Source organism: Rhodococcus sp. 14-2483-1-1, from assembly GCF_002259335.1.
Lineage (GTDB): Bacteria > Actinomycetota > Actinomycetes > Mycobacteriales > Mycobacteriaceae > Rhodococcoides.
Genome location: NZ_NPFX01000014.1, coordinates 24,434 through 48,913 on the forward strand (window position 1 = coordinate 24,434; position 24,480 = coordinate 48,913).

Here is a 24,480-nt window from a genome sequence, read left to right on the forward strand (position 1 = left end):
GTCGGCGACAGATGACAGACTGTGCGGGTGAACGCACGAACCAGGAACAACGTCAGGGTCGTCGGAGCCGCCGACGGTCCCGTGGTGATGCTGGCTCACGGGTTCGGCTGCGACCAGACGCTGTGGCGTTCGGTGACCGACATCCTGGCGGCAAACTTTTGTGTCGTGCTCTTCGATCACGTCGGGTCGGGAGCGTCGGACCCGGCCGCCTGGGATGCTGAGAAGTACGTGCCGTTGGACGCTTACGCCCGCGACATCGTCGACATCGTGGAGGAACTCGATCTTCGTGACGTGACGTTCGTCGGTCACTCGGTGGCGTCGATGATGGGTGTTCTTGCGGTTCAGGCGGCTCCCGAGCGGTTTTCCAAGCTCTTTCTCCTGACGCCGTCTCCGCGCTACATCGACGACGGCGATTACCGTGGCGGCTTCAGCCGTGAGGACATCGACGAGTTGCTCGAGTCGTTGGACAGCAACTATCTCGGCTGGTCCGCATCGATGGCACCGATCGTGGTGAATGCGCCGGATCGACCCGATCTGGAGAACATGTGGACCGCGAGCTTCTGCCGAACCGATCCCGAGTGCGCACGGGTGTTCGCCCGCACCACGTTCCTGTCCGACAATCGCGCTGATCTGGCCGGGGTCACCCTGCCCACGATGATCGTCGACTGCGCCAGAGATTCGCTGGCCCCGCCTCAGGTCGGCAGGTACGTTCACGAACACATTGCGGGCAGCACCCTGAAGACTCTCGACGCGAGCGGCCACTGCCCGCACGTCACCGAACCGGAGCAGACCGCCGAGGCGATTGCGACCTTCGTGAGATCGTCGTGATCAACGAACTCGACATCGAGGATCTCTACGAGAACGCGCCGTGCGGCTACCTGTCGGTCTATCCCGACATGCGGATCGCCCGACTCAACGCGACGCTGGCGGGTTGGCTCGGTTTCGACGTCGACGCGTTGATCGGTACGGACTTCACCGAGCTGCTCACCGGTGGTGGACGCATTCACTACGAGACGCACTTCGGCCCCATCCTGCGGATGTACGGCCAGCTCGACGGCATCGCGTTGGACTTCGTGACGTCGGATCGTCGTCGGTTGCCCGTCTTCATGACCGCGAACGTCAAGACCGACGAGTCCGGCACCCCGGTGCTGATCCGTATCACTGCGCTCGATGCCCGGGATCGCCGCACCTACGAGCGTGAACTGCTCGAATCCCGCACGCGGGCAGAACTGCTCGCGAAAACACTGCAGCGGTCGCTGTTGCCGCCGAGTCTGCTACCGCCGTCGGGAATGACCGCGGCTGCTCATTACCACGCGGCATCGAGCGACGAGGTGGGCGGCGATTTCTACGATCTGTTTCCGCTCTCCGACGACCGGTGGGGATTCTTCCTCGGCGACGTGTGCGGAAAAGGTGCGTCGGCCGCAGCCGTCACATCGCTGACGCGGTACACGTTGCGCGCGGCCGCGGTATACGACCACGATCCGGTGGCAGTTCTGCACAACCTCGATTCGGTTCTGCGTCAAGAATTTCGCGAGAACAACGCGCAGTTCTGTACGGCTGTGTTCGGTGTTCTCAGCCGTTCGGCAGACGGATTCGAGGTGTGCATGGCCAGTGGTGGCCATCCGCCGCCGCTCGTGATTCGGGCCGATGGCAGCGCGCACTACGTACTCATGACCGGCGGGCAGCTGGTGGGAATACTGCGCAACGCACGGTTCGTCTCGGCCACGGTGACGCTGGATGCCGGCGACACCCTGATGCTCTACACGGACGGCCTCACCGAGGCTCGGGTGGGCACAGGCCGTTACGACGACGACGGCGCACTGCTGGATTTCGCAACCGAGCATGCTCCCGCAGCGCCGGCCGTCCTGATCGACCATTTGCGGAAACTGCTGAACAGCTTCGGCGACGGTCTGGTCGACGACGCGGCCGTCATGGCATTGGGAGTCTCGTCAGTCGAGAGCAGCGCGCGCTGACGCCAGATCGGCATGCAGTGCGAATTCCTGGTCCAGGCCCATCAGCTTGATCGGACGGCTGGTGGTCGGTCCGTCGGCGACGACCGAGAATGCCACCGCGTCTCCGTGATCTTTCTGCGTTGTTGCCAGCACGGTCATCGCGGCCGAGGCCAGGAACGAGACGGCGGACAGATCGATGATCAAGGCCGAGGGCGTGGACTCGATCTGCGCTTGGATGGCGGTCGAGAGAGCCGGTGCGGTGGTGATATCGAGTTCGCCGGACACCGCAATGACGGCTACTCGGCCATCGTTGCTGGACTGAATCGAGAACCCGGCGTTCGTATCGGCAGACATATGTACTCCTGAATCGTTACCCGCCGCGCTCGTCGACGGGGTTGCGCACCATTCAATCAGTAGGGACTACTGGAAGGTGACCTGCGTTCCTCTGAGGGCGGGAGCTCCGACCGTCGTCGTCCAGGACGGCACTGCGTCGGGCTCGATTCCGGTGGCCCCGCCGTAGATGACCGCCAAGGTCTGCTGCTCGGTGACCGAGCCGGCGTACGAGGCGGGTACGGGGGAGAGCTGTGGTGCCGGGAGGACGGGAACGTTCTGTTCCCCGGGGTTCCTCGTCGGCACCTGGTACGAGCCGTCGTTCGGTGAACCGCCCGGATACTGGGGGAAGTACTCGCCGGCATAGCGATCGAGGGACGAGTAGCAGCTCGGGCCTCGGGTCTGCTCGAACAGCCTCGGTTCGTCCTGGTTGGGCAGGTAACGCCCCTTCGGATTGACCAAGGGCATCGAAACGTTGATACCGGGATACTCGTCACCGTCGCCGAGCAGGACCTTGCCGCGCCTGGCGCCTTCGGCGAACTGTGAAACGGTGCAGCCGAGAGCAGGTGAGAACTCGGCGAACACCTCGAGCGCCTCGCGCGAATTCGAGGCCAGTCCGATGACGTCGGCGGAGTTGGCGTCGAGGAAATCTGCGGTCGTGCCCGCGGCCGAGGTGACCGAGGCGTAGAGCGTCTCGAGGGCCGGGCGCTTCTCGACGACGGTGTTGCCGGTGGTCCGCAGATTGTCCAGAGCATTGATCAACTCTGGGGCCGCATCGGAGTAGGTCTGCGAGAAGTCTGCGAGACCACGCAGATCCTGCTGGATCGCGGGAAGTTCGGTGTTGAGCCCGGCGAAGATGTTCTCCAGGCGGTCGATGGTGAGGCCGAGTTCCTCGCCGCGACCGCTCAGACCCTGCGCCAACGCCCCGAGCGTGTTCGACAGGTCCTGCGGCGGCACGGCTTGGAGCAACGGCAACAGGCCGTCGAGCAGCTGTCCCACCTCGATGGCATTGCCGCTGCGATCCTGCTTCAGGACAGTGCCCTCACCGATCGGCGAGGCCGGTGCGCCGTCCGGGAGTATCAGCGATACGTAGCGTTCGCCGAACAGCGTCTTCGGGAGAAGCCGTGCGGTGGCGTTCGACGGAATCATCTCGGCCATGTCCGGCTGGATCGCCAACTCGGAGGTCACGACGCCATCGGTCGTCGTCGCCGATCGGACTTCGCCGACGATCATGCCGCGCACCTTGACATCGGCATTGCGGGGGAGCGCGTTGCCGACGCTGTCGGTCTCGAGGGAGACGGTCACGACGTCCTCGAACGTCTTGTTGTACGACGTGACGCTCCACCCGACGAACACGACGATGAGTACCACGAGGGCAATTCCGAGAAGCCGGTTCTGCAGCGGCGAGGGGGTGCCGGTCACGGGAAGCACGGATCGAGAGCGTCAACCATGCCGCGAACATTAGTGGTACATGACGTCACACTTACTACTGCACGACTGCTTGTGAGATGCACATATCACCGTCGGAAATATGAGACGCAGCTCACTCTCCGGTGGCGGATCGAGCCCAATCGATGAACTGGCGGGTTGCGGGGGATTGCTCGCCGGTCCTGTGCATCAAGGTGATGGAGTACGTCAGCGGCGGCGTCAGATCGATCGGCCGCAGATGGGCAAACGTGTCGAGTGGCATCGAACTCGGTACGAGTGCAGCACCCACGCCGGCATCCACCAGGCTCGGTATCGTCAGAACCGGCGTACCGGTCAGCACCGTGTGTGGTCGAGCGCCCGAGCGTCGAAGTCGTTCCAGCGCATGTGCACTGGTGGTCTCGACGACACCGGCGATGAAGGGGAACTCGCCCAGCCAGTCGAGTCCGTGCCGATCGGTGATCCGGGCATTCGACTGCGTCCACGCCGCAGGGACGATCAGTGTCAACTCCTGGCGTCCGACGTGGATGCCGAGCAGATCGGGCGGAGTGGGAAGACGCGGAATCAACGCCAGCTCGGCAGCACCGGATCGCAGAGATTCCATTGCTGCCGTGGCGGTCTCGACGCGTGCGATGTGCACATTCAGGCGCGGTCGCCCTCGTGTCACCGACGCGATCATGGTCGGCAGAACGGGCCCGGTGTCGTCGGCAGGAGCCGCCACCACTACTGCCCCCACTCGACCGAGGGCGGCGTCGACGGCAAGGGCGGAGAACAGGTCCAGATCATCGACGACGCGCCGGGCAGCGCGCACGACTTCCCGTCCCGCATCGGTCGGCACGAGTCGCATACCCCGCCGCTCGAAAACGGTTACGTGGGTCTGCTCCTCGAATCGGGCGAGAGCGCGTGAGACAGTGGACGGACTGAGTCCGAGTTCGATTGCCGCACCGCTCATCGAACCAGCGTCGGCGACCGCAACGCACTGCCGCAGTTGTCGTGAAGAAAGTTCCATCGCGTCCCGTCGATCGATGACACCGGAAGGAACCCGACGTACCCCCGTGATGCTGCAGCTCCACCGAAGTGTTCACACTGATGCCGTGAACGTCACCACTTCGATGCTCGAGTGCTTCGTGGCCATCGTCGACGAGCATGGACTCGGTAACGCGGCTCGTGCACTCGGGGTAAGCCAACCGACGGTGTCCGGCACCGTGCGAAGTCTCGAGACCGAACTGGGTGTCGAGTTGTTTCGCCGTGAGGCCAATACGTTGGTTCTGAGCCCCGAAGGTGCTGCCCTACTACCGCTTGCGCGTCGAACTGTACTCGACCATCGAGCGGCCGAGCGAGTGGTCGACGAACTCCGGACGACGAATCCTGGCGGCGCGGCACCGACTGTACGCATCGCACTGTCGGACCGTTCGACGACGCCGGAACTGATCGCGGCATTCGTCGCTGCACGACCCGGATCGAGAATCGACGTCGTGACGATCGCCGATCCTGCAGAAGCGCTGGCGCAGGTTCGGACGGGGCAGATCGACTGCGCGGTGGTTCCCGATTCCGACGCGCCCAGCGACCTCGTTAACGAATACTTGCCCGATGGGGTTCTCGTGCTTGCACTTCCGCCCGGATCAGGACATGTCGGCACCCTCGACCAACTCGACGCGGCGGTTCCGTTGGCGGTGCTCGCGCCGACGCATCGTGTAGGCGTGGGGGTCGTCGACGCTCTGGCAGGGTTCGGCATCGTGGCGACAGTGGTGCTGAGCGGGGTGCCGCAGCAGGCACTGCCGGGACTCGTCGCCCACGGTATCGGCGCGGCGGTCATGAGTGAGTCGATGGCGCGTTCGGTAGCTGCCGCGGGCGGTTCGGTCGTCCCCTGGCCGGTGCCGCCGTCGGAGCGCACGAGGATTGTCTATTCTCCCAATTGGGTAGCACCGCTTATTAATTCGTCAATCGATCAACTTGATCGTGGCCAGTCAGTAGGTACAAAAACGAACCATTCGTGACCGTTTGTGCGTTTTGGCTATGGCTTTGCGTCATTCGGTTGCCTCGGCTGGCTGTCGGTGCCCTGTGTCACTTAATGTGGCGCGCAGCAGGATCAGGGGGCGATCGGCGGGGGAGTATTCATGGACGGAAAATTCCGGAGACAGGTGTGTTTCGATACGTACGCACGTCTGATATCTCTATCGAAAATGTTGCCTGACAACGCTCTACGTTCGAGTGGTGTTGTCGATGGTTGCTGATGCCATGGGTCTGGAATGGGCGTCTCCGGCCAAGCCGGATGTCATCGTCATCTCGGCGCAACTGCGCGACGTCGACGCCGCGATGAACCGTATTCTCGAGCAACACAGCACTTTTCGCTCGATCTATGATCATGTTCTCTCGATACCGGGAAAGCGTGTGCGTGCCGGGATGGTACTTGCGTGTGCGCAGCTCGCGCCGGGCGCTCATGCGGTGCCGCTGCACGACGCCGTCGACATCGCGGCGGCGGTCGAGATGCTGCACGAATCCTCTCTGATACACGACGACATCTGTGACGGGTCGGTACTTCGCCGCGACAACGATTCCATTGCAGCCGCATTCGGTGTTCGAGTGGCGGCGTACGCGGGCTTCCATCTGGCCGGAACCGCGCTGCGGGAAGTCGCGAGAGTGCTCGACGCCAACCCTTCGGTGTTCGCCCGAATCGGGTACGCCGTCGGTGTGACGTATCTCGATGAGCTGTCGGAGCTCTCGTACGGTCAGTTGATCGAGACCTTGCCGCCGGATCTCGACGACGATGCGCTCAGGAGGCACTACCGCGCGGTCGCGGGAGCCAAGACCGGGACGCTGTTCAGAGTCGCCTGCGCCTATGGCGGTACAGCAGGCGGAGTCGACGACGACGGACTGCGCAGTCTGATGAACTACGCAGATCATCTGGCATTGGCATTCCAGATCATGGACGACGTCCGCGACATCGAGGGCGGGCCGAACCTGGGTAAGGATGCCTGCGGAGATCTCGAACGCAGAGTGCCCACCTGGCCCGTGATCGAATGGCTGTGCACCGATGCCGAAGCGCGGACGATGTGGCTCGACGAATCGGTGTCCAGCCGTGACCTGCAGGTCGCATTGACGCACAGCGGAGCGATGGCCAGTGCCCGTGAGTTCGCCGATTCCGCGACGCGGCAGGCCTGCATCGCGACCGAGTGCTTCGTCGATTCGCCTGCGCGAGAGCACTTGCGCGCACTGGCCCGACGAGTCGTGCTCCGGTGAAGGCCGACCGTCTGCTGATACTGGCCCGCGGTGTTCGGGATCTTCGACGTGCAGTCGATCCGGCCGCGCTCGTGCGCGCAGGTTCGCCGGAAGAACTCGCCGAATCGGCCTTGATACCCGCCGCCCGAAATCTGGCCGTGGCGATCAACCTGTTGCCGGACCTGCAGCGCGCCGAATCGACTGCGGCCGTGCTGGCCTGCCGTGTACTCGACGCCTACGAGGATCTCTACTCCGGTTCCGAGGGCGCGGCGACGACGGTGCTCTGGGCGGCCCGCTATCTCGTGGGCGAGAACCCGGTTCCGCCACCCCCGTTGCGCGCACGGATCCTGCGTGCGAGCGACGCGGTGGATTCGATTCTCGCCGAACGGATCACCGACGTGCGGACGTTGGTCGGTCGGCTACCGGCCGCCGGACGTACGCGGGTGCAGGAGTTGCTGATCGACGTTGCCACTGCGATGGCAGACAATCTCGACGTGCCGATGTCGCGGGTGACGTACGGCGAGAGAGTGCTCGGACGTGTCGTGGTCCATGCGTGCGCGGTGATCTGCGAGAACGATCAGGACGTCGGCAGCGAGGACGTTGCCGAGCTGGCCCACTGTGTGGGAGCCGCGGCGCAACTGGCGAACGATCTCCGCGATCAGGAACTCGAGCTCTACCGAGTGGGTACCGGTGCCGAGTTGACGCACGAGATCGTATTGCGTTTGCTGACACCGGCACTCGGGGCGTTCGCTCTGTTGTCGCATCTCGGTCGGCGAATCCGGAGCAAGGGTGCTCGGGCGGCCGTCGCCTATATGTCGATCACCACGACCGCCTTCTTCTGCGGCGCGGTGGGAGTGCGAAGTCCGTATTCCAGGAGGCTGCGTCTGGTCGGTGCCCTGGTCGCGGCCACCGGTACCGGCCGATGGGAGGCCATGCTCGATCGCTTGCGTGAGTCGGTGGACACAACGGTCGAGTTCCTGCTCGACTCGTCGCCCCAGGGAAGTCGAGAGTCGCCGGACAACCTGTTTCCGCGCGTCGATGCGCACTCCCATGGCACCTCGATGGGGGCGATTGTCGTGGACTCGGCAATGGCGCTCGTCGACGGGCTGCCGACCGGAGCGATGCGTGGCGAGCTGCCCGACGATCAGATCCGCCGGATGATGATCGCCGACCACCTCGCGTTCGGATCGCTGGAGCGAATGCACCCCGGCGACAGCAACGCCATGCACCTTCTCGGCACTCGGTTTCAGACGGCTGCGATGTCCCGGATGGCACCGCATCTCCCACTCGATTCTGAAAGGCAACCATGACTGCGGTGACACCCCGGAACGAGACCGGTACGACCGGCGAGCCGAAAGATCCGATCAGCAGACGCATCTTCCGTCTGGAGAATCCGGCGAATGTGGGCCCGCTCGTCCACATCGCGCTGTGGCTCGGGCTTCTTGCCTTCGGGCTGTTCGCGCCGATCGCCCAGCGCTGGTACATCGCGATGCCTCTCGTGCTCGTCCTGACCCTGCTGAGCTTCTCCTTGACCATCGGGGTGATGCACATGCACACCCACCGCCCGCTGTTCGTCTCGCGCCGGGCCAATCGAGTGGTGGACATCCTGTGTTCCCTCCCTGCCTCCTTGACGGCGGCCGAGATGCGCGAGGTGCACGTGCTCAATCATCACCGATACAACGACGGCCCGGGAGACGTGACATCCACCGAGGGTCGGGAGCACGGTCTGGGTGCCGTCGAATACTGGATCCGGTACGGCTCGATCGTCAAGATGCACACGGTCCGTGAGTTGTTCGCCACCGGGGTGTCGGACGGCAGACGTAAACGACGGCGTCAGTTCGTGTTCGATTGCGCTGTTGCACTGACCTTTATCGTCGGTACCTGGTACCTCGCCGGGACGGGTCCGTTCGTGGTGTTCTACTGGATCCCGTTCCTGATCACGCAGGTCAATTCCGGGTACTTCGCGTGGCTCACCCATGCCCCTGCCCGAGGCTTCGAGGACGACCCGAGCAAGTCGCTGAACACTGCCGGGAACTGGCTCAACTTCTTCATCTTCAATCAGGGGTATCACAGTGTGCACCATCGCTATCCCGGTGTGCACTGGAGTGTCATTCCGGACAAGCTCGTGTTCATGCGCGACGTGGAGCCGGAAGTCATCGTTCCGTACTGGATGACGATCCAGTCCGCATGGCGACTGGCAATCCCGGGCGCGTTCCTCGACGCGAAGTACGGTGAGCGTTGGAAAACCAAGCTGGAGAGCAGGATAGAAGCAGGGACCGTACGGCCGCGAGTTCTGCGCTGGTTTGCATGGATCTGACTACCGGGCAGCAGGTCCGCGCGACGCTGAGCGATCGAGCTCGGCTGCTGCCCTTCCTCGTTGCCCTGACCGGGTACGTGATCGCCGGAATCACGGTTCCGTTGCTGTTGCTCTTCTCCGGCGGTCGGCTGCTACCCAAAACGGTCGACGACGGACCGCATCTGTCGCCGTGGGTTGCAATCCCCATCGATCTGGCGCTCATCGCGCTGTTCGGCCTGCAGCACTCGGGGATGGCCCGACCGTCGTTCAAGGCGTGGCTCACCCGGCGGGTACCCGAGGCGCTCGAACGCACCGTCTACATCTTCATGGTGAGCGCGGTGGTCTGGGTTCTCGTCCTGGCCTGGCAGCCCATCCCGTACCGGATCTGGTCGGTCGACGGTACTGCCGGTCGTGTTCTCGACTCCGCCTTCTGGCTGGGCGTGTGTCTGGTCTACGCGGCAACCCTGTTGCTCGACCACTTTCACCTGCTGGGCCTGCGACAGGCGTACCGCGAGTACGTGATCCGGATTCCCGACGCCACCGCGGATCGATTGCAGGTCCACGGGCCGTATCGGTTGGTGCGTCACCCGTTGATGACCGGACTGCTGCTGACCTTCTGGGCTGCGAGCGAGATGACGGCCGGCCATTTGCTGTGGGCCGCTGGTCTCACCGGCTACATCCTGCTGGGGACCGCGCTCGAGGAACGGGACTTGCTGGCGAGGTTCGGCAGTTCGTACCGTGCCTACGCCGCTCGGGTACCGGCGTTCTTTCCGTCTCCGATGCGCGCGCTACGCCGAACGGCACCACGTGCCGCGACCGGGCGATCCGAAGACACCATTCGACGCACTACCGAAAGTGACTCCACACCATGGTCGTCCACGACACCGCAGTAACTGGTCCGCACCTGTCCGATTCTGCGCCGACCCCTGTGCGAGAGGTCGAGGTTGCGGTGATCGGCGGAGGTGTGGGCGGGATCGGGCTTGCAGTGGCACTGCGCAGGCGGGGTATCGAGGACTTCGTCGTGCTCGAGCGCGGCAACGACTTCGGTGGAACCTGGCGCGACAACACGTATCCGGGTGCCGCGTGCGATGTTCCCTCGCATCTGTATTCGTTCTCGTTCGATCACAACCCGAACTGGTCGCAATCGTTCTCGACGCAGCCGGAGATCCAGGACTACATTCTCGGCGTCGCCGAGCGGCACGACATTCGAGAGAAGTTCTCCTTCGATCACGAACTGATCGCAGCCGATTGGGACGAATCGACGTCGCGCTGGATGCTGGCCACAACCCGCGGACCGATCAGTGCGAAGGTAGTCGTCTCGGCCATGGGTGCACTGTGCGAGCCGAACATGCCCGACATCGAGGGGCTCGACCGTTTCGACGGCCCCGTCTTCCACTCGGCGCAGTGGGACCACACCATCGACCTCGCACACAAACGGGTGGCGGTGATCGGTACCGGAGCATCGGCCATTCAGATCGTTCCCGCAATTGCGAGCACGGTCGCTCATCTCGACGTATTTCAGCGGACGGCACCGTGGATCTTCCCGAGGCTGCTCCGAAAGTACAGCACGCTCGAGAGGTTTGCCTTTCGTCGAGTTCCCGGTCTCCTAAGTGCCTTTCGGTCGATTCTCTATCTGCTGCGAGAGATCTACGCGATCGTGCTCATCAAGTTTCCCCCGGCGACCGTCGGCCTCGGACTGATCGCGGCGGTCAAGATGAGGATCGAGGTTCGAGACCGCGCCCTGCGAGCTCGGGTCACTCCCGAATATCGTGTCGGATGCCAGCGGATGTTGTCCTCGAACGAATATTATCCGGCCCTCGGTCGCGAGAACGTCGATGTCGTCACCTCCGGAATTGCCGGCATGCAGAAGGATTCGATCGTGACGGCCGACGGCACCGTGCGTCCGGTCGATGCGATCGTGGTCGCCACCGGCTTTCGCATCACCGACTCGCCGGCGTTCGATCTCTTTCGCGGCCGGGCCGGTCGAACGTTGGCCGAGTTGTATGCGGAACGGGGAGTTTCGGCGTACAAGGGCACCGCCGTAGCCGGGTTCCCGAACATGTTCGTCATCCTCGGGCCGAATTCCGGGCTGGGCTACTCCTCGGCCATTTACATGATCGAGTCGCAGATCGAGTACATAGTCGACGCGGTAGCCGCTGTGCAGGATCAGCAGATTGCCAGCGTCGAGGTGCGTCCGGAGGTGCAGGAACGCTACAACAGCGATCTCCAGCGCAAGATGAGCAAGAGTGTCTGGGTGACCGGTGGATGTCGAAGTTGGTTCCTGGACAGCACCGGGCGAAACGTGGCGCTGTGGCCCGATTTCAGCTTTCGATTCCGAAAGCAGTTACGCACATTCGACATCGAGTCCTACGACGTCGTACAGCGCGCCGAATCACTCACGGCCGGCGTGAGCGCAGCACCAGGTTCGCTGCGCTGATGTCGTCGATCACCAGATCGGTGATCAGACCACCGCGCAGGGCCGCGGTGAGGGCGTCGAGTTTGGATTCCCCGGCCACGATCGCGACCCGGCGCGGAACGGCTTTGAGTCGGTCGAGGCTCGGCCCGCTGGATCTGTCGTTCAACGCGATACGGTCGTAACTGCCGTCGGAGCGTAGGAACACGGTGGCGATGTCGCCGACCACGCCGTCACGTCGGAGTTCGGCACCGTCCTCGGGTTCGAGGTAGCCGGCGCTGTACACGTGGCTCGGCACGGCTCCGCTCATGACGCCGATGCTGAACACGGCCAGGTTCATCCGATCCTGCAGCTCGAGTACTCGCTTGATGCTGCGTTCACGCCACAGATGTCGGCGGGTCTCGGGGTAATCGAAGAATGCTGGGACCGGAAAACCCTGTGCCACAGCGCCGTAGGCGTCGGCGAAGGTTCTGATGATGTCGGTTGCGTAGGAGACTCCGGTGGTGCGGGTGTTGGCCGCTCCGTTGAGCTGCACGACGGTCGAGTTGTGGGTTCTCTTGGGTGCCAGCTTGCGGCTGACGGCGCTGACTGTGGTTCCCCAGGCAACGCCCATCACCATGTCGGACTCGAAGAACGATGTCAGCAATCGACCGGCGAACGTCGCGACGCGATCGAGGCGCTGCAATTCGTCCACCGTCTCCGAGACCGGGACGACGTGTGCACGGATGTCGTACAGGTCGGCGAATGCGCGCTCGATCCGCGGTGCCTGCCCGAGCGGTGTGGAGATCTTGATCTCCACCAGTCCCGACGCCCGCGCGAAGGTGATCAGTCGTGAGACTGTCGAACGAGAGACTCCCAGCTCACGGCCGATTGCCGCCATCGTCATGTCCTGGAAGTAGTACAGCCGGGCGGCCTGGGTGGCGTGGCCGGTCCGCAGGTCTGATTCGGGAGTGATGCCGGGGTCCGTCACCGGCACCAGTGTACGACCGAATTGCACATATGTGCATCAGCTGTGCAACGCAGTGCAGGGCGTCTAGCGTGGCAAACAGCACGCAATGTGGCGTGCATCACCAACTTTGCGGAGGCTACACAATGGCTCGTAAGGAACCGGAATGGGGACTGCCGGCGCACATGGCTGCCGAGTTCGCCGGAACCATGATTCTCATTCTGTTCGGCGTCGGCGTCGTCGCGCAGGTCGTCTCGGGGGGTGAATCGGGAAGTCTCGGAGACCACGACTCGATTGCCTGGGCGTGGGGACTGGGCGTGATGTTCGGCATCTACGTTGCGGGTCGCATCACCGGCGCACACCTCAACCCTGCGGTGACGATCACCTTCGCGCTCTTCCGTGGATTCAGCTGGAAGATGGTTGCGCCGTACATCCTCGCGCAGACCGCAGGCGCCTTCGTGGCCGCGCTGCTGGTGCGCTGGAACTACAACGACATGATCAATGCAGTGGACCCGGGACACACCACGGCCACCCAGACGATCTTCTCGACACTTCCCGGTAACGGCACTCTGCCGGTCAGCGTGTCCTCGGCGCTGATCGATCAGATCATCGGCACCGCGATCCTGCTGTTCCTCATCGTGGCCGTCACCGATTCGCTCGGCACCGCACCCATGGCCAACATGGCTCCACTGATCGTCGGTCTCATCGTTGTCGCCATCGGCTTCGCCTGGGCCACCAACGCCGGATACGCGATCAATCCGGCCCGAGATTTCGGACCTCGCCTGGCGTCGTACATCACCGGATACGGTGGAGCGTGGCGTGATCAATACGGCGGCCTGTACTTCTGGGTCCCGATCGTCGGACCTCTCGTAGGCGGACCGATAGGAGTGTTCCTGTACGACCTGCTGATCGGAAAGAACCTACGCAAGCAAGAAGGTTCGACGCCCGAGCCGCCATCACGACTCCCAGCCGACACCCAGACCACAGGAGAAAAGCCATGAGCGAGTTCGCAGGAAAGTACGTCGCCGCGATCGATCAGGGAACCACGTCCTCACGCTGCATGATCTTCGATCACGCGGGCACCGTCGTCGCCGTCGATCAGAAGGAACACAAGCAGATCTTTCCTCAGGCCGGCTGGGTCGAGCACGACGCGTCGGAGATCTGGGACAACGTGCGCGCCGTCGCGGCCGGTGCCATGGCCGCAGCGGACCTGACGCGCGAGGACATCGCCGCAGTGGGTATCACCAACCAGCGTGAGACGGCGCTGGTGTGGGAACGCGAGACGGGCAAGCCGATCTACAACGCCATCGTCTGGCAGGACACCCGCACCGATCGCATCGCCACCGCGCTCGGCGGCGGCGACGCCAACAAGTACACCGCCAAGACCGGACTGCCCTTGGCCACCTACTTCTCCGGCCCGAAGATCAAGTGGATCCTCGACAACGTCGACGGTGCACGGGCGAAAGCCGAAGCGGGAGAACTGTGTTTCGGCAACATGGACACCTGGGTGCTGTGGAACATGACCGGTGGCACCGACGGCGGATTGCACTACACCGATCCGACCAACGCCTCACGCACCCTGCTGATGGATCTCGACACCCTGCAGTGGGACGAGAGCATCTGCGCGGACATGGACATCCCGATGTCGATGATGCCCGAGATCCGCTCGAGCTCCGAGGTGTACGGCACCGGCCGCGAGCGCGGACCGTTCCGTGGAGTGCCGATCGCAGGCATCCTCGGCGATCAGCAGGCAGCCACCTTCGGGCAGGCCTGCCTGTCTCCCGGTGAGGCCAAGAACACCTACGGCACAGGCAATTTCGTACTGCTCAACACCGGCACCGAAAAGGTCATGAGCAAGAACGGACTGCTGACCACGGTCTGCTACAAGATCGGCGACCAGCCGACGGTGTACGCGCTCGAAGGTTCCATCGCCGTGACGGGCTCGCTCGTGCAGTGGCTGCGTGACAACCTCGGCATGATCTCCTCCGCCGCGGACATCGAGACCGACGCACGTTCGGTGGACGACAACGGCGGCGCGTACTTCGTGCCCGCGTTCTCCGGACTCTTCGCTCCGCACTGGCGCGCGGATGCCCGCGGTGCCATCGTGGGATTGACGCGGTTCGTCAACAAGGGGCATCTGGCCCGCGCCGTACTCGAAGCCACCGCATATCAGACACGTGAGGTGATCGAGGCGATGAACGCCGACTCCGGTGTCGATCTCGAGGTACTCAAGGTCGACGGCGGAATGGTCGTCAACGAACTGCTGATGCAGTTCCAGTCCGACATCCTCAACGTCGATGTGGTTCGTCCCGTCGTGGCCGAAACCACTGCTCTCGGAGCGGCATACGCGGCCGGCCTCGCCGTCGGGTACTGGGAGAGCGAAGACGACATCCGCCAGAACTGGGCCGAGGACAAGACATGGACCCCGTCCATGGACGAAGACCAGCGGGCGAAGTTGTACGCCGGCTGGAAGAAGGCAGTAACACGTACTCTCGATTGGGTTGATGAAGAATGAGTTCCACCACAACGGCTTTGAGTCCGCAGTCGCGCACGGATGCGCTGGCGAGGATGGAGTCGGAAGAGCTCGACATCCTGGTGATCGGCGGCGGCGTCGTCGGCGCGGGAACAGCATTGGACGCGGTGACCCGCGGATTGAAGGTGGGCCTGCTCGAAGCGCGGGACTACGCGGCCGGCACGTCCAGCCGCTCCAGCAAGCTGTTCCACGGCGGTTTGCGCTACCTCGAGCAGTTCAACTTCGCGTTGGTGTTCGAGGCGCTGAAGGAGCGTTCGCTGGTACTGAACAAGCTCTGCCCGCACCTCGCTCGCCCGGTGCCGTTCATCTATCCGCTGGAGAAGGTGATCGACCGTCCGTACGTCGGGCTCGGCATCGGCGTCTACGACGTCATGGGTGCCGGACGCGGCGTGCCGAGTCATCACAAGCACCTCGGCAAGAAGAAGACGCTCGAGTCCTTCCCGTCCGGTAAGCGTTCGGCTATCCGCGGTGCGGTGAAGTTCTACGAGGGCCAGGTCGACGACGCGCGGCACACGATGATGCTTGCCCGTACCGCAGCGGCCTACGGCGCGTTGTGCGCCAACAGCACTCGCGTCACCGGCTTCCTTCGGGAGGACGACAAGGTTGTCGGCGTCGTGGCCAGCGACCTCGAAACGGGCCGCTCCTTCGAGGTACGGGCCAAGCAGGTCATCAACGCGGCGGGTGTCTGGACCGACGAGGTGCAGCAGATGGTCGGTGGGCGTGGACAATTCCAGGTTCGCGCATCCAAGGGTGTGCACCTGGTGGTGCCGCGCAATCGCATCAACAGTGCCACCGGCATCATCACGCGAACCGAGAAGAGTCTGCTGTTCGTCATCCCGTGGGGCAGTCACTGGATCATCGGGACAACCGATACCGACTGGAAGCTCGATCTGGCTCACCCGGCCGCGAGCCAGAGCGACATCGACTACATCCTCGGCCATGTGAACAAGTTGCTGGCGGATCCGCTGGACCGGACCGACGTCGTCGGGGTCTACGCAGGTCTGCGTCCGTTGCTGTTCGGCGAATCCGATTCCACCAGCACCCTTTCCCGGGAACACGCGGTGTCCAGTCCGGTACGCGGGCTGACGGTCATCGCGGGTGGCAAGTACACCACCTATCGAGTGATGGCCAAGGATGCAGTCGATTCCGCGGTACACGGACTCGAGCGCACAGTGCCGAAGTGCGTCACCGAAGACATCCCGTTGGTCGGTGCCGACGGCTACCTCGGGGCGTTCAACTCTCGTGCTCTCACGGCCGAACGCACCGGGATGCGCGTCTCACGCGTCGAGCATCTGCTGGGTCGGTACGGCACTCTGATGGGTGAGTTGTTGGATCTCATCGACGCCGATCCCGAGCTCGGCAAGCCTCTCGAGAGTGCGCCGGAGTACCTCAAGGTCGAGGCCGTCTATGCCGCGAGTCATGAAGGCGCGCGGCACCTCGATGATATTCTGACGCGTCGTACCCGCATCTCCATCGAGGTTCCCGATCGTGGTGAAGCGGCCGCCGACGAGGTGGCCCGGCTGGTGGCACCCATCCTGGGATGGGACGATCAGCACGTCGCCGAGGAGATCGAGCACTATCGGCTTCGTGTTCTGGCAGAACGGGATTCGCAGCAGCAGCCCGATGACGACACTGCCGATGCAGCCCGACTCGGGGCACCGGACGTGCGCGCCGGGGTGAGCTGACCTTATCGGTCGAGTGGTTCGGTGAGGTAGCGCCGCAGTGTCGGCCCTACCCACCGGACCAACTGCTCGTGGCTCATCCCTGCCAGTGGCGACACCTGGAGGATGTAGCGAGCGAATACCAGGCCGAGTACCTGGGTTCCGACGAGCGCAGCGCGTTCTGCGTGCCGGTCGACCGTGACGGCGGCCAGGGCAGGCGCTACCTGCGTGGCGAACACCTGTTGCATGGCCGCGGCGGCGGCGGCGTTGGTGGCGGCCGCGCGCATCAAGGCAAGGAATGTGCCGTCCTCCTCCCAGATCTGAAAGAACCTGGGCATCAACACTTCTGCAATTCTCTCGGGTGCGATGTCGGTCAGATCCGGAATGTCGAGTACGAATGTGGCGGCTTCGGCGAACAGCGCTTCCTTGGTTCCGAAATACCGGACGACCATGGCCGCGTCGACGCCTGCAGTGCCGGCGACGGACCGCATGGTGGTGCGGTCGTAGCCGTCGGCCGCGAATTGTGCGCGGGCTGCGTCGAGAATGCGAGCCCGGGTGGCGGTCGCGGATCGAGGTTGTCGTTCGGTCATCTCCGCAGCCTAAGTCAACGACCGTTGACCACTGCGCTCGACGGGGCTATCGTCGGAAGTCAACAAGCGTTGACCGAGAATTCGCTGACCACAGTGGGAGTACGTCATGAACCATTCGGACGTGATCGTCGTCGGTGCAGGTCCGGCGGGCTGCATGCTGGCGGGGGAGCTCGCGCGTGCCGGCCGCTCTGTGACGGTGCTCGAGAAACACGATGCACCGTCACCGCTGTCGCGAGCTTTCGGAGTGCACGCCCGCACGCTGGAGGTTCTCGACAGTCGTGGTCTGGCCGAGGACCTGCTCTCCACCGGAGCGCACGCGTCGGGACTGAAACTCTGGAACGGGCTGTCCCTCGACCTCGGCGTACTACCGTCGCAGTTTCCGTATCTGCTGGTCACGCCACAGACCAACGTGGACTCTCGACTCGAGGAGTACGCGCGGGTATCCGGTGCGCGGATTCTGCGCGGGGTGACGGTCACCGGCCTCGAACAGGACGCCGACGGAGTCGTGGTGCGTGGGAGGGCGGCCGACGGCAGCTCGCAGGAATGGACGGCGTCGTATGCGGCCGGCACCGACGGAGTGCACAGTATCGTCCGCGCGTCGATAGGACTCGACTTCCCGGGCAAGGAATTGCTGCGGTCGATCATGCTCGCGGATGTCCGGTTGACCGATCCGCCCAACGGTCTGATCAACATCGGCGCAGGCAAGGACTGCTTTGCGTTCGTGGCGCCCTTCGGCGACGGGTGGTTCCGAGTGATCGCCTGCGACCGTACCGACACGGCAGATGTAGCTGCATCGGTCGACGAGACGCGGCTTCGCGACGTGGTGCGCCGTGCGATCGGAACCGACTACGGCTGGACCGACGTGCGATGGAGTTCGCGCTTCTCCTGCGACGAGAGGCAAGTCCGGAGCTACCGAGTGGGCCGGGTATTCCTGGCCGGCGATGCTGCGCACGTACATTCGCCTGCCGGGGGACAGGGCATGAACACCGGAATCCAGGACGCGATGAACCTCGGCTGGAAGCTGGCTGCCGTCCTCGGCGGTGCCGACCAGAAGATCCTCGACACCTATCACGACGAGCGGCATCCTGTGGGAAAGCTGGTGCTGCGCAGTAGCGGCGCGACGATCCGCATGTTGCTGCTGCGCTCGGTGGTGGCGCAGAAGCTACGCAACATCGTGTCTGCACGGGTGCTTCGTAGGCAACGTGCGGTCGGCAAGATTGCAGGCATGTTCTCGGGGGTGGGGATTTCGTACGCGCGCACCCGAGGTGAACATGCCCTGGTGGGGACCCGAGCCGTACGGATCCCGCTGAACCAGGGCACGGTCACCGACCGGCTTCGTGCGCACGACTTTCTGCTGATCGGTGAGAGCGACTGCAGCGCAGCAGGTATCGCTCGTCGCACCGATGGGGGCCCAGCCGTCCTCGTCCGGCCCGACGGCTACATCGCGTGGGCCGGACGCTCCGAATCGGAGGAGTGGCAACAAATTCTCGAACGATGGACCGGTCAGCCCTGCAGCAACGTGAACGAGTGCTCACGAATCAGGATCGACGGACCGCCCGCCTCGTACGCCTGATCGGGGTCGCTCGAGGTCGACTGAGCCCACTTCCCGTCGGGCAGAGTGAATTCGACGGGTGACGGAGAAGCATTCACCATCCAGGCGAACGACGCATCTCCCTCGCCGCCGCGCATGAGAACCAGAATGCTGTGCGCGTTGCCGTCGGTCCAGTCCTCGTCGGAGAGCTTCTCGCCGTCCGCGCGGTAGAAGTCGACGGTGTCGGGTCCGGCCCCCTCCTCGTCGGAATCGCTGTCGTGACGGAACCACGTGGGACGCAGAGCCGGGTGCTCGTCACGTAGCGCGATCAGATGCGTCGTGAAGTCGATGAGCTCCTGATCGGCTGCGCTCCAGTCGAACCAGGAGACCTCGTTGTCCTGGCAGTAGGCATTGTTGTTGCCGTTCTGCGTCCGGCCCAGCTCGTCGCCACCGAGGATCATCGGCACTCCGGCCGACAACAGCAGCGTCGCCAAGTGGTTGCGCTGCTGACGAGCGCGCAGTGCATTGACACCCTCGTCGTCGGTGGGTCCCTCGGCACCGCAACCCCACGAGCGGTTGTCGGACTCGCCGTCCTGACTGTCCTCGCCGTTCTCCTCGTTGTGCTTGTCGTCGTAGGAGTTCAGGTCCGCCAACGTGAAGCCGTCGTGTGCGGTGATGAAGTTGACGCTCGCCAACGTGGGGCGCCGGGTGCTCTCGTAGACGTCGGGGCTGCCGGTGACGCGTTGCGCCAGAGCCGGGAGCGCGCCGCTCTCACCGCGCCAGAAGTCTCGAACGTCGTCGCGGAACTTGCCGTTCCACTCCGACCAGCGAGCCGGGAAGCCGCCCACCTGGTAGCCCTGGGTGTCCCACGGCTCGGCGATGAGTTTGACCGGAGCGAGCGTCGGGTCCTGATGCACGAGGCTCAGGAAAGCGCTGTGCACGTCCAGGTCCGAGTCCTGACGGGTCAGTGTGCTCGCAAGGTCGAACCGGAAGCCGTCGACGTGCATTTCCGTCACCCAGTACCGCAGCGAGTCCAGGATCAGCGCCAGCGCAGCGGGGTGGCCGACGTTGAGACTGTTGCCGGTGCCGGTGGTGTCGTAGTACGCACTCCGGTCGTCGTCGACCAATCGGTAGTGCGAGCCGTTGTCGATTCCCTTGAGCGAGAGGGTCGGTCCGAGATGGTTGCCCTCGGCGGTGTGGTTGTAGACGACGTCGAGAATGACCTCGATGTCGTTGTCGTGCATGGCTTTGACCAGTGCCTTGAACTCGTCCACCTGGCCGCCGGTGTCGCCGGTGCTGCTGTATTCGTTGTGCGGTGCAAAGAAGCCGATGGAGTTGTATCCCCAGTAATTGCGTCGCCCCTCCTCGAGCAGATGCGAATCCTGGACGAACTGGTGGATCGGCAGCAGCTCCACTGCCGTGACCCCGATGCGCTTGAGATGCGCAATAGCGGCGGGGTGGGCCAAACCGGCGTACGTCCCCCGAATATCCTCGGGTACATCAGGATTGGTGGCGGTGAAACCCTTGACGTGTACCTCGTAGACCACCGTGCGATCCAACGGTGTTCGCGGCGACTCGTCACCGGACCAATCGAAATTCGACTGCACCGCAACGGAATACGGCATGTACGGAGCCGAGTCCTCGTCGTTGCGGGTCTCCGGCTCGGCGTGCAGGTGGCTGAACACCGATTCGTTCCAGTCGACCTGACCGGTGATAGCGGTGGCATACGGATCGAGCAGCAGCTTCGCCGCATTGTGCCGCAGGCCCGAGGCGGGATCCCACGGGCCGTCGACCCGCAGTCCGTAGCGGGCCCCCGGCGTCACATCGGGAACCAGATCGTGAAAGACATGACCGGTGCGGAGCGTCAACGGCGTTGTACTGCGCTCTGTTCCGTCGTCGTTCAGGACGACCACGGACACCGAGTCCGCGGTTTCGGAGTAGACGGCAAGGTTGGCACCGTCGTTCGACAGACGCGAGACGCCCAAGGGGTACGGGAGACTTGATGAGGAGGGCATGCACGGCCCAGTACCCCCGCGGCGGGTGCGCGAAACGCCTGCATACCGGTCGTTCGGCTACTATAGACGCCGAGATCGCGCCCGCCGGGTTCCAGCGGAACGCAGGTTACGAAGGACGAGGCGATGAATTCCCCACAACCCGATGGCAGTCCGGCCCAGCTGGAGGAGCTGTTCCCGGGTGACAACGCCACCGACGCGCGTTTTCGTGAGCTGGATTGGACGGCGACCGATCTGGGGCCGGTGGAGAGTTGGCCGCAGGAGTTGGTGACGGCCGTGCGCACCGTCCTGCCGTCGACGATTCCGATGCTGATCTGGTGGGGTCCCCACCTGGTGCAGATCTTCAACCACTCCTACACGAACTTTCTCGGCGACAAGTTTCCGCAGGCCGCAGGTCAGCGGGCCAGCGAAAGCTGGTCCGAGATGTGGGACTACGTCGGGGGACTGTGTGCGCAGGTGGTGGACGGCCGCGAGCCCGTGCACGGTGTTCGCCAGCTGTTCGTCATGGAGCGGTACGGCTACCCCGAAGAGACGTACTGGACCTTCTCGTACAGCCCGATCTTCGGACCGGGCGGCACGGTGCTGGGTGTGTTCGTTGCCACGACGGAGGTGACGATGCAGGTGCTCGGCGAGCGGCGCATGCATGCGCTCCTCGCCCTCGGATCGTTGACCGGCGACGCCACCGGAGGGCCCGTCGGCATCTGCCGCGCCGCAGTGGATGCGCTGGGTAACGAAGCACGCGAATTCCCTCTGGTGGCGGCGTACCTACGACGTGATCTTGCCGACGACGGAGAACTCGAGCACATCGCGACCGCGGGTGCACTCGGCTGCGAGGCCGCTACCTGGGACCTCGCCGACGTCGTCGAGGTCTCGGACGGACGGATCACTCGCGCGACCGTCGACGTGGACGGAACGGTCGAGAATGCGGTGATCGTTCCGCTGACGTTGGCCGGACACGCTCGACCCATCGGTGCATTGCTGGTCGGAGTCGATGCATTTCGAGCCCGCGACGATTCGGCCATTTCGTTCTTCGTCGCAGTGGCCGAGCGAGTGTCCACGGCATTGACCGCCTCGCATGCTTTCGAAATGGAACGGCGTCGCGTCGCGGCGCTGGCCGAGGCCGACGAGGCCAAGACTCGACTGCTCGAGAACGTGGGACACGAGTTCAGGACTCCGCTCACGCTCTTGGCCGGCCCGCTGGACGCCGTGCGCGAGAGCACCACGTCGATCCTGACCGACTCCGACCGCGACTCCCTCGACGTCGTCCACCGTGCGTCGACTCGGCTCCGCCGTCTCGTCGACGATCTGCTGGACGTCGTCAGCGCCGACGCCGGCCGGCTGCGCGCCCGTCTCGAGCCCACCGACCTGGCCGCGGTGACGCGTGACTGTGCGTCGATGTTCGCGGCGGTCGTGTCGAAGCAGGGCCTCGAGCTCGTTGTCGACGCGGCCGAGGACGTGGTCGTTCTCACCGACGGAGAGATGTGGGCGAAGGTCGTCTTCAACCTGGTCGCCAACGCCGTCAAGTACACCCCGTCCGGCCGCATCTCCGTTCGCCTCGGTGCCGACCCGGACGCGATTCGCTTGGTGGTCGCAGACACCGGCCTCGGCATTCCCGAAGACGATCTGCCCCGAATATTCGATCGGTTCCACCGTGTCGAACGGTCCGGTGCTCACAGCATCGAGGGGTCCGGGATCGGACTCGCGCTCGTGTCGGATCTGGTCACGGTCCTGGACGGACGGATCGACGTCGACAGCCGGGTGGGCGTCGGTAGTACCTTCACCGTGGTGGTACCTCGATTGCCCGTCGAGTCGATCGCGGGCGTCGAGAGACCGATCCTGGCCGTGGATTCGGTGTCCGCGATCTTCGCACCGCACGAACCGGCAACGGTCACCACCGACCGCGCAGACGTTCTGCTCGTCGAAGACAACATCGACATGCGCAATTATCTCGTCCGGCTGCTCACCGACGAAGGATGGACCATCACCACCGCAGGTGATGTCGAGACCGCGCTCGATCGCGCGCGTTCGACGACACCGGGACTGGTGCTCACCGACGTCATGCTGCCCGGACGCAGCGGACTGGATCTGGTGGACGACATCCGCGGCGACGACGCCCTGCGGCGAGTACCGGTGATCCTGCTGACTGCACGGGCGGGAACCGACTTCGTGCTCGGCGGCCTCGGGCGCGGTGCCGACGACTACGTCGTCAAACCGTTCCACGACCGCGAGCTCGTGGCCCGAGTTCGGGTGCACCTCGAACTGTCCCGCATGCGCGAGCAATTGCTCGAAGAAAGCGACAACCAGGCCGCGACACTACGCAGCGCCCTCGACACCCGCGCGGCCATCGGCCGTGCCGTCGGAATTCTGATGTCGGTGTACCGCATCGACGCCGACGCGGCCTTCGCGCAACTGACCGAACTGTCGCAGAACACCAACCGCAAAACCCGTGACCTGGCAACCATGATCGCCGACGACTTCACCGCTGGGCTCAGCCGCGAGGGTCAGTGATTGCGGCGGTAGTTCTCGCGCTCGCGTTGCATTTCGGCCATTTTCTTCTCACTCTTCAAATCTGCCGGTAGCCCATGGATTTCGAGGCGACGGGCGCGGTTCTGGTCCATGTAGGCGGCGGTGTAGAACAGCGCGAGCAGCAGACTGAGCAACACCATCGACGCGCGTAGCCAGATCGCTCCGGGGAAGAAGACGAAGAATCCGATGAAGATCGGCAGGAACGGAATCATCGACCGCAGGATGTGACGCGGCGTCGCACCCGGCCCGACGAGGTCGCGTCGAACCCAATCCTGCAGGGAGTCGGGTAGTTTGCGGCCGAGGACGGCGTAGCCCAGCCATTGGCCGAAGGACGGTCGGTTCCGGTTCGTGTTCATGACAGTGCTCCTGCTGCGATGGCCGCGTCGTTGACACGGGTGAGGACGCGTCGAAGATCGTCCAGTTCGGCCAGTGACGCGCCGAGCTTCTGCACGACGGCGGGCGGGATCTTCTCTGCTCTCGTTCTCAGTGCGGTCCCAGCCGGGGTGAGCGCGATCAGCAGGACGCGTTCGTCCTCGGGGCTGCGCTTGCGGGACAGCAGCCCCATCGATTCCAGACGCTTGAGGAGCGGTGAAAGCGTGGGCGAGTCGAGCTGCAACGCCGATCCGATGGCTTTGACCGACATCGGCGACTCGCCCCACAGTGCCAGCATCACCAGATATTGGGGATGCGTCAGCCCCATCGGCTCGAGCAGTGGCCGATACACCGACAGCACAGCACGGTTGGCGACGGCGAGCGCAAAACAGACTTGCCGATCGAGTGCGAGTGGATCGTCGGTGGTGTTCACGACAACCAGGCTAGCAGATTCAGTTAGTGCACGAATGGTTCGTGCAATAACAATCGCGGTCGAATCGAGAGTTGCGCCCGAAAAGCGCTGCAAAACAGGGAAACAGCTCCCACGGTGATGCGACGGCAGAGTCCCGGTCGGTCCAATTCGACGGACTTCGCATTCGACGTCATATCCCGTCCGAACTTGTGCGATGCTCCGTGTCGATTCGCTGTTTCCTGTGACATATCCCGAGAGGATC

General features: G+C 64.0%; 21 protein-coding genes. 13 read left to right on the forward strand and 8 right to left on the reverse strand.

The window, feature by feature from the left end:
• Window positions 1-27 precede the first annotated feature (27 nt).
• Complete coding sequence (locus tag CH294_RS11390) at window positions 28-828, forward strand: alpha/beta hydrolase (RefSeq protein WP_094738001.1); 801 nt, start codon at window positions 28-30, stop codon at window positions 826-828.
• On the forward strand, window positions 825-1,973 hold the full coding sequence (locus tag CH294_RS11395) for a SpoIIE family protein phosphatase (protein WP_080737334.1): 1,149 nt from the start codon (window positions 825-827) through the stop codon (window positions 1,971-1,973). The genes CH294_RS11390 and CH294_RS11395 overlap by 4 nt, the downstream gene beginning before the upstream one ends.
• On the opposite strand, the gene CH294_RS11400 is transcribed toward CH294_RS11395, so the two are convergent.
• The 3 genes from CH294_RS11400 to CH294_RS11410 form a co-directional block, all read right to left on the reverse strand.
• Window positions 1,950-2,306: an STAS domain-containing protein gene (locus CH294_RS11400; protein WP_094609191.1), complete on the reverse strand. Its 357-nt coding sequence runs from the start codon at window positions 2,304-2,306 to the stop codon at window positions 1,950-1,952. The two genes, CH294_RS11395 and CH294_RS11400, sit on opposite strands and share 24 nt — an antisense overlap.
• 66 nt (window positions 2,307-2,372) lie before the next feature.
• Entirely contained in the window at window positions 2,373-3,704 is a 1,332-nt protein-coding gene (locus CH294_RS11405) for an MCE family protein (protein WP_094738375.1), read from the reverse strand.
• A gap of 121 nt (window positions 3,705-3,825) precedes the next feature.
• On the reverse strand, window positions 3,826-4,716 hold the full coding sequence (locus CH294_RS11410) for a LysR family transcriptional regulator (RefSeq protein WP_094738002.1): 891 nt from the start codon (window positions 4,714-4,716) through the stop codon (window positions 3,826-3,828).
• An 85-nt stretch (window positions 4,717-4,801) separates the two neighbouring features.
• On the opposite strand from CH294_RS11410, the gene CH294_RS11415 reads away from it, so the two are divergent.
• The 6 genes from CH294_RS11415 to CH294_RS11440 all read left to right on the forward strand — a co-directional run bounded on the left by CH294_RS11415 (window position 4,802) and on the right by CH294_RS11440 (window position 11,659).
• Window positions 4,802-5,704, forward strand: a complete 903-nt coding sequence (locus tag CH294_RS11415) for a LysR family transcriptional regulator (RefSeq protein WP_170944695.1) — start codon at window positions 4,802-4,804, stop codon at window positions 5,702-5,704.
• A gap of 226 nt (window positions 5,705-5,930) precedes the next feature.
• A complete protein-coding gene (locus tag CH294_RS11420; RefSeq protein ID WP_094738376.1) occupies window positions 5,931-6,947 on the forward strand; it encodes a polyprenyl synthetase family protein in 1,017 nt (338 codons plus the stop codon).
• Complete coding sequence (locus tag CH294_RS11425; protein ID WP_094738004.1) at window positions 6,944-8,236, forward strand: hypothetical protein; 1,293 nt, start codon at window positions 6,944-6,946, stop codon at window positions 8,234-8,236. The genes CH294_RS11420 and CH294_RS11425 overlap by 4 nt, the downstream gene beginning before the upstream one ends.
• Window positions 8,233-9,243: a fatty acid desaturase gene (locus CH294_RS11430; RefSeq protein WP_094738005.1), complete on the forward strand. Its 1,011-nt coding sequence runs from the start codon at window positions 8,233-8,235 to the stop codon at window positions 9,241-9,243. The genes CH294_RS11425 and CH294_RS11430 overlap by 4 nt, the downstream gene beginning before the upstream one ends.
• Window positions 9,234-10,115 (forward strand): isoprenylcysteine carboxylmethyltransferase family protein, encoded by an 882-nt coding sequence (locus tag CH294_RS11435; RefSeq protein WP_094609195.1) that lies wholly within the window; start codon window positions 9,234-9,236, stop codon window positions 10,113-10,115. Before CH294_RS11430 ends, CH294_RS11435 begins: the two co-directional genes overlap by 10 nt.
• Entirely contained in the window at window positions 10,091-11,659 is a 1,569-nt protein-coding gene (locus CH294_RS11440) for an NAD(P)/FAD-dependent oxidoreductase (protein WP_094738006.1), read from the forward strand. Before CH294_RS11435 ends, CH294_RS11440 begins: the two co-directional genes overlap by 25 nt.
• Here the strand turns inward: CH294_RS11440 and CH294_RS11445 are convergent.
• Complete coding sequence (locus CH294_RS11445) at window positions 11,619-12,605, reverse strand: sugar-binding domain-containing protein (protein ID WP_094609254.1); 987 nt, start codon at window positions 12,603-12,605, stop codon at window positions 11,619-11,621. The two genes, CH294_RS11440 and CH294_RS11445, sit on opposite strands and share 41 nt — an antisense overlap.
• Before the next feature lie 122 nt (window positions 12,606-12,727).
• Here CH294_RS11445 and CH294_RS11450 point away from each other — a divergent pair, with 122 nt between their 5' ends.
• From CH294_RS11450 to CH294_RS11460, 3 genes are read left to right on the forward strand one after another with little or no spacing between them, the layout of a single operon-like run.
• Entirely contained in the window at window positions 12,728-13,582 is an 855-nt protein-coding gene (locus tag CH294_RS11450; protein ID WP_032379865.1) for an MIP/aquaporin family protein, read from the forward strand.
• A complete protein-coding gene (gene glpK / locus CH294_RS11455) occupies window positions 13,579-15,096 on the forward strand; it encodes a glycerol kinase GlpK (RefSeq protein ID WP_032379866.1) in 1,518 nt (505 codons plus the stop codon). Before CH294_RS11450 ends, glpK begins: the two co-directional genes overlap by 4 nt.
• The gene (locus CH294_RS11460; protein WP_094738007.1) at window positions 15,093-16,799 is read left to right on the forward strand and encodes a glycerol-3-phosphate dehydrogenase/oxidase; all 1,707 of its coding nucleotides are present in this window, start codon (window positions 15,093-15,095) and stop codon (window positions 16,797-16,799) included. The genes glpK and CH294_RS11460 overlap by 4 nt, the downstream gene beginning before the upstream one ends.
• A 2-nt stretch (window positions 16,800-16,801) precedes the next feature.
• Here CH294_RS11460 and CH294_RS11465 read toward each other — a convergent pair whose 3' ends face one another.
• Window positions 16,802-17,365: a TetR family transcriptional regulator gene (locus tag CH294_RS11465; RefSeq protein ID WP_032379868.1), complete on the reverse strand. Its 564-nt coding sequence runs from the start codon at window positions 17,363-17,365 to the stop codon at window positions 16,802-16,804.
• A gap of 106 nt (window positions 17,366-17,471) precedes the next feature.
• Between CH294_RS11465 and CH294_RS11470 the strand changes: the two genes are divergently transcribed.
• Window positions 17,472-18,938, forward strand: coding sequence for an FAD-dependent oxidoreductase (locus CH294_RS11470; protein ID WP_094738008.1), 1,467 nt, complete (start codon window positions 17,472-17,474; stop codon window positions 18,936-18,938).
• Here the strand turns inward: CH294_RS11470 and glgX are convergent.
• A complete protein-coding gene (gene glgX / locus CH294_RS11475) occupies window positions 18,869-20,911 on the reverse strand; it encodes a glycogen debranching protein GlgX (protein ID WP_094738009.1) in 2,043 nt (680 codons plus the stop codon). The genes CH294_RS11470 and glgX overlap by 70 nt on opposite strands.
• Window positions 20,912-21,034: 123 nt before the next feature.
• Here glgX and CH294_RS11480 point away from each other — a divergent pair, with 123 nt between their 5' ends.
• Entirely contained in the window at window positions 21,035-23,416 is a 2,382-nt protein-coding gene (locus tag CH294_RS11480) for an ATP-binding protein (RefSeq protein WP_094738010.1), read from the forward strand.
• On the opposite strand, the gene CH294_RS11485 is transcribed toward CH294_RS11480, so the two are convergent.
• On the reverse strand, window positions 23,410-23,790 hold the full coding sequence (locus CH294_RS11485; protein WP_037154862.1) for a DUF5313 family protein: 381 nt from the start codon (window positions 23,788-23,790) through the stop codon (window positions 23,410-23,412). The genes CH294_RS11480 and CH294_RS11485 overlap by 7 nt on opposite strands.
• Window positions 23,787-24,239: a MarR family transcriptional regulator gene (locus tag CH294_RS11490; RefSeq protein ID WP_094738011.1), complete on the reverse strand. Its 453-nt coding sequence runs from the start codon at window positions 24,237-24,239 to the stop codon at window positions 23,787-23,789. Before CH294_RS11490 ends, CH294_RS11485 begins: the two co-directional genes overlap by 4 nt.
• Window positions 24,240-24,480: the final 241 nt, after the last annotated feature.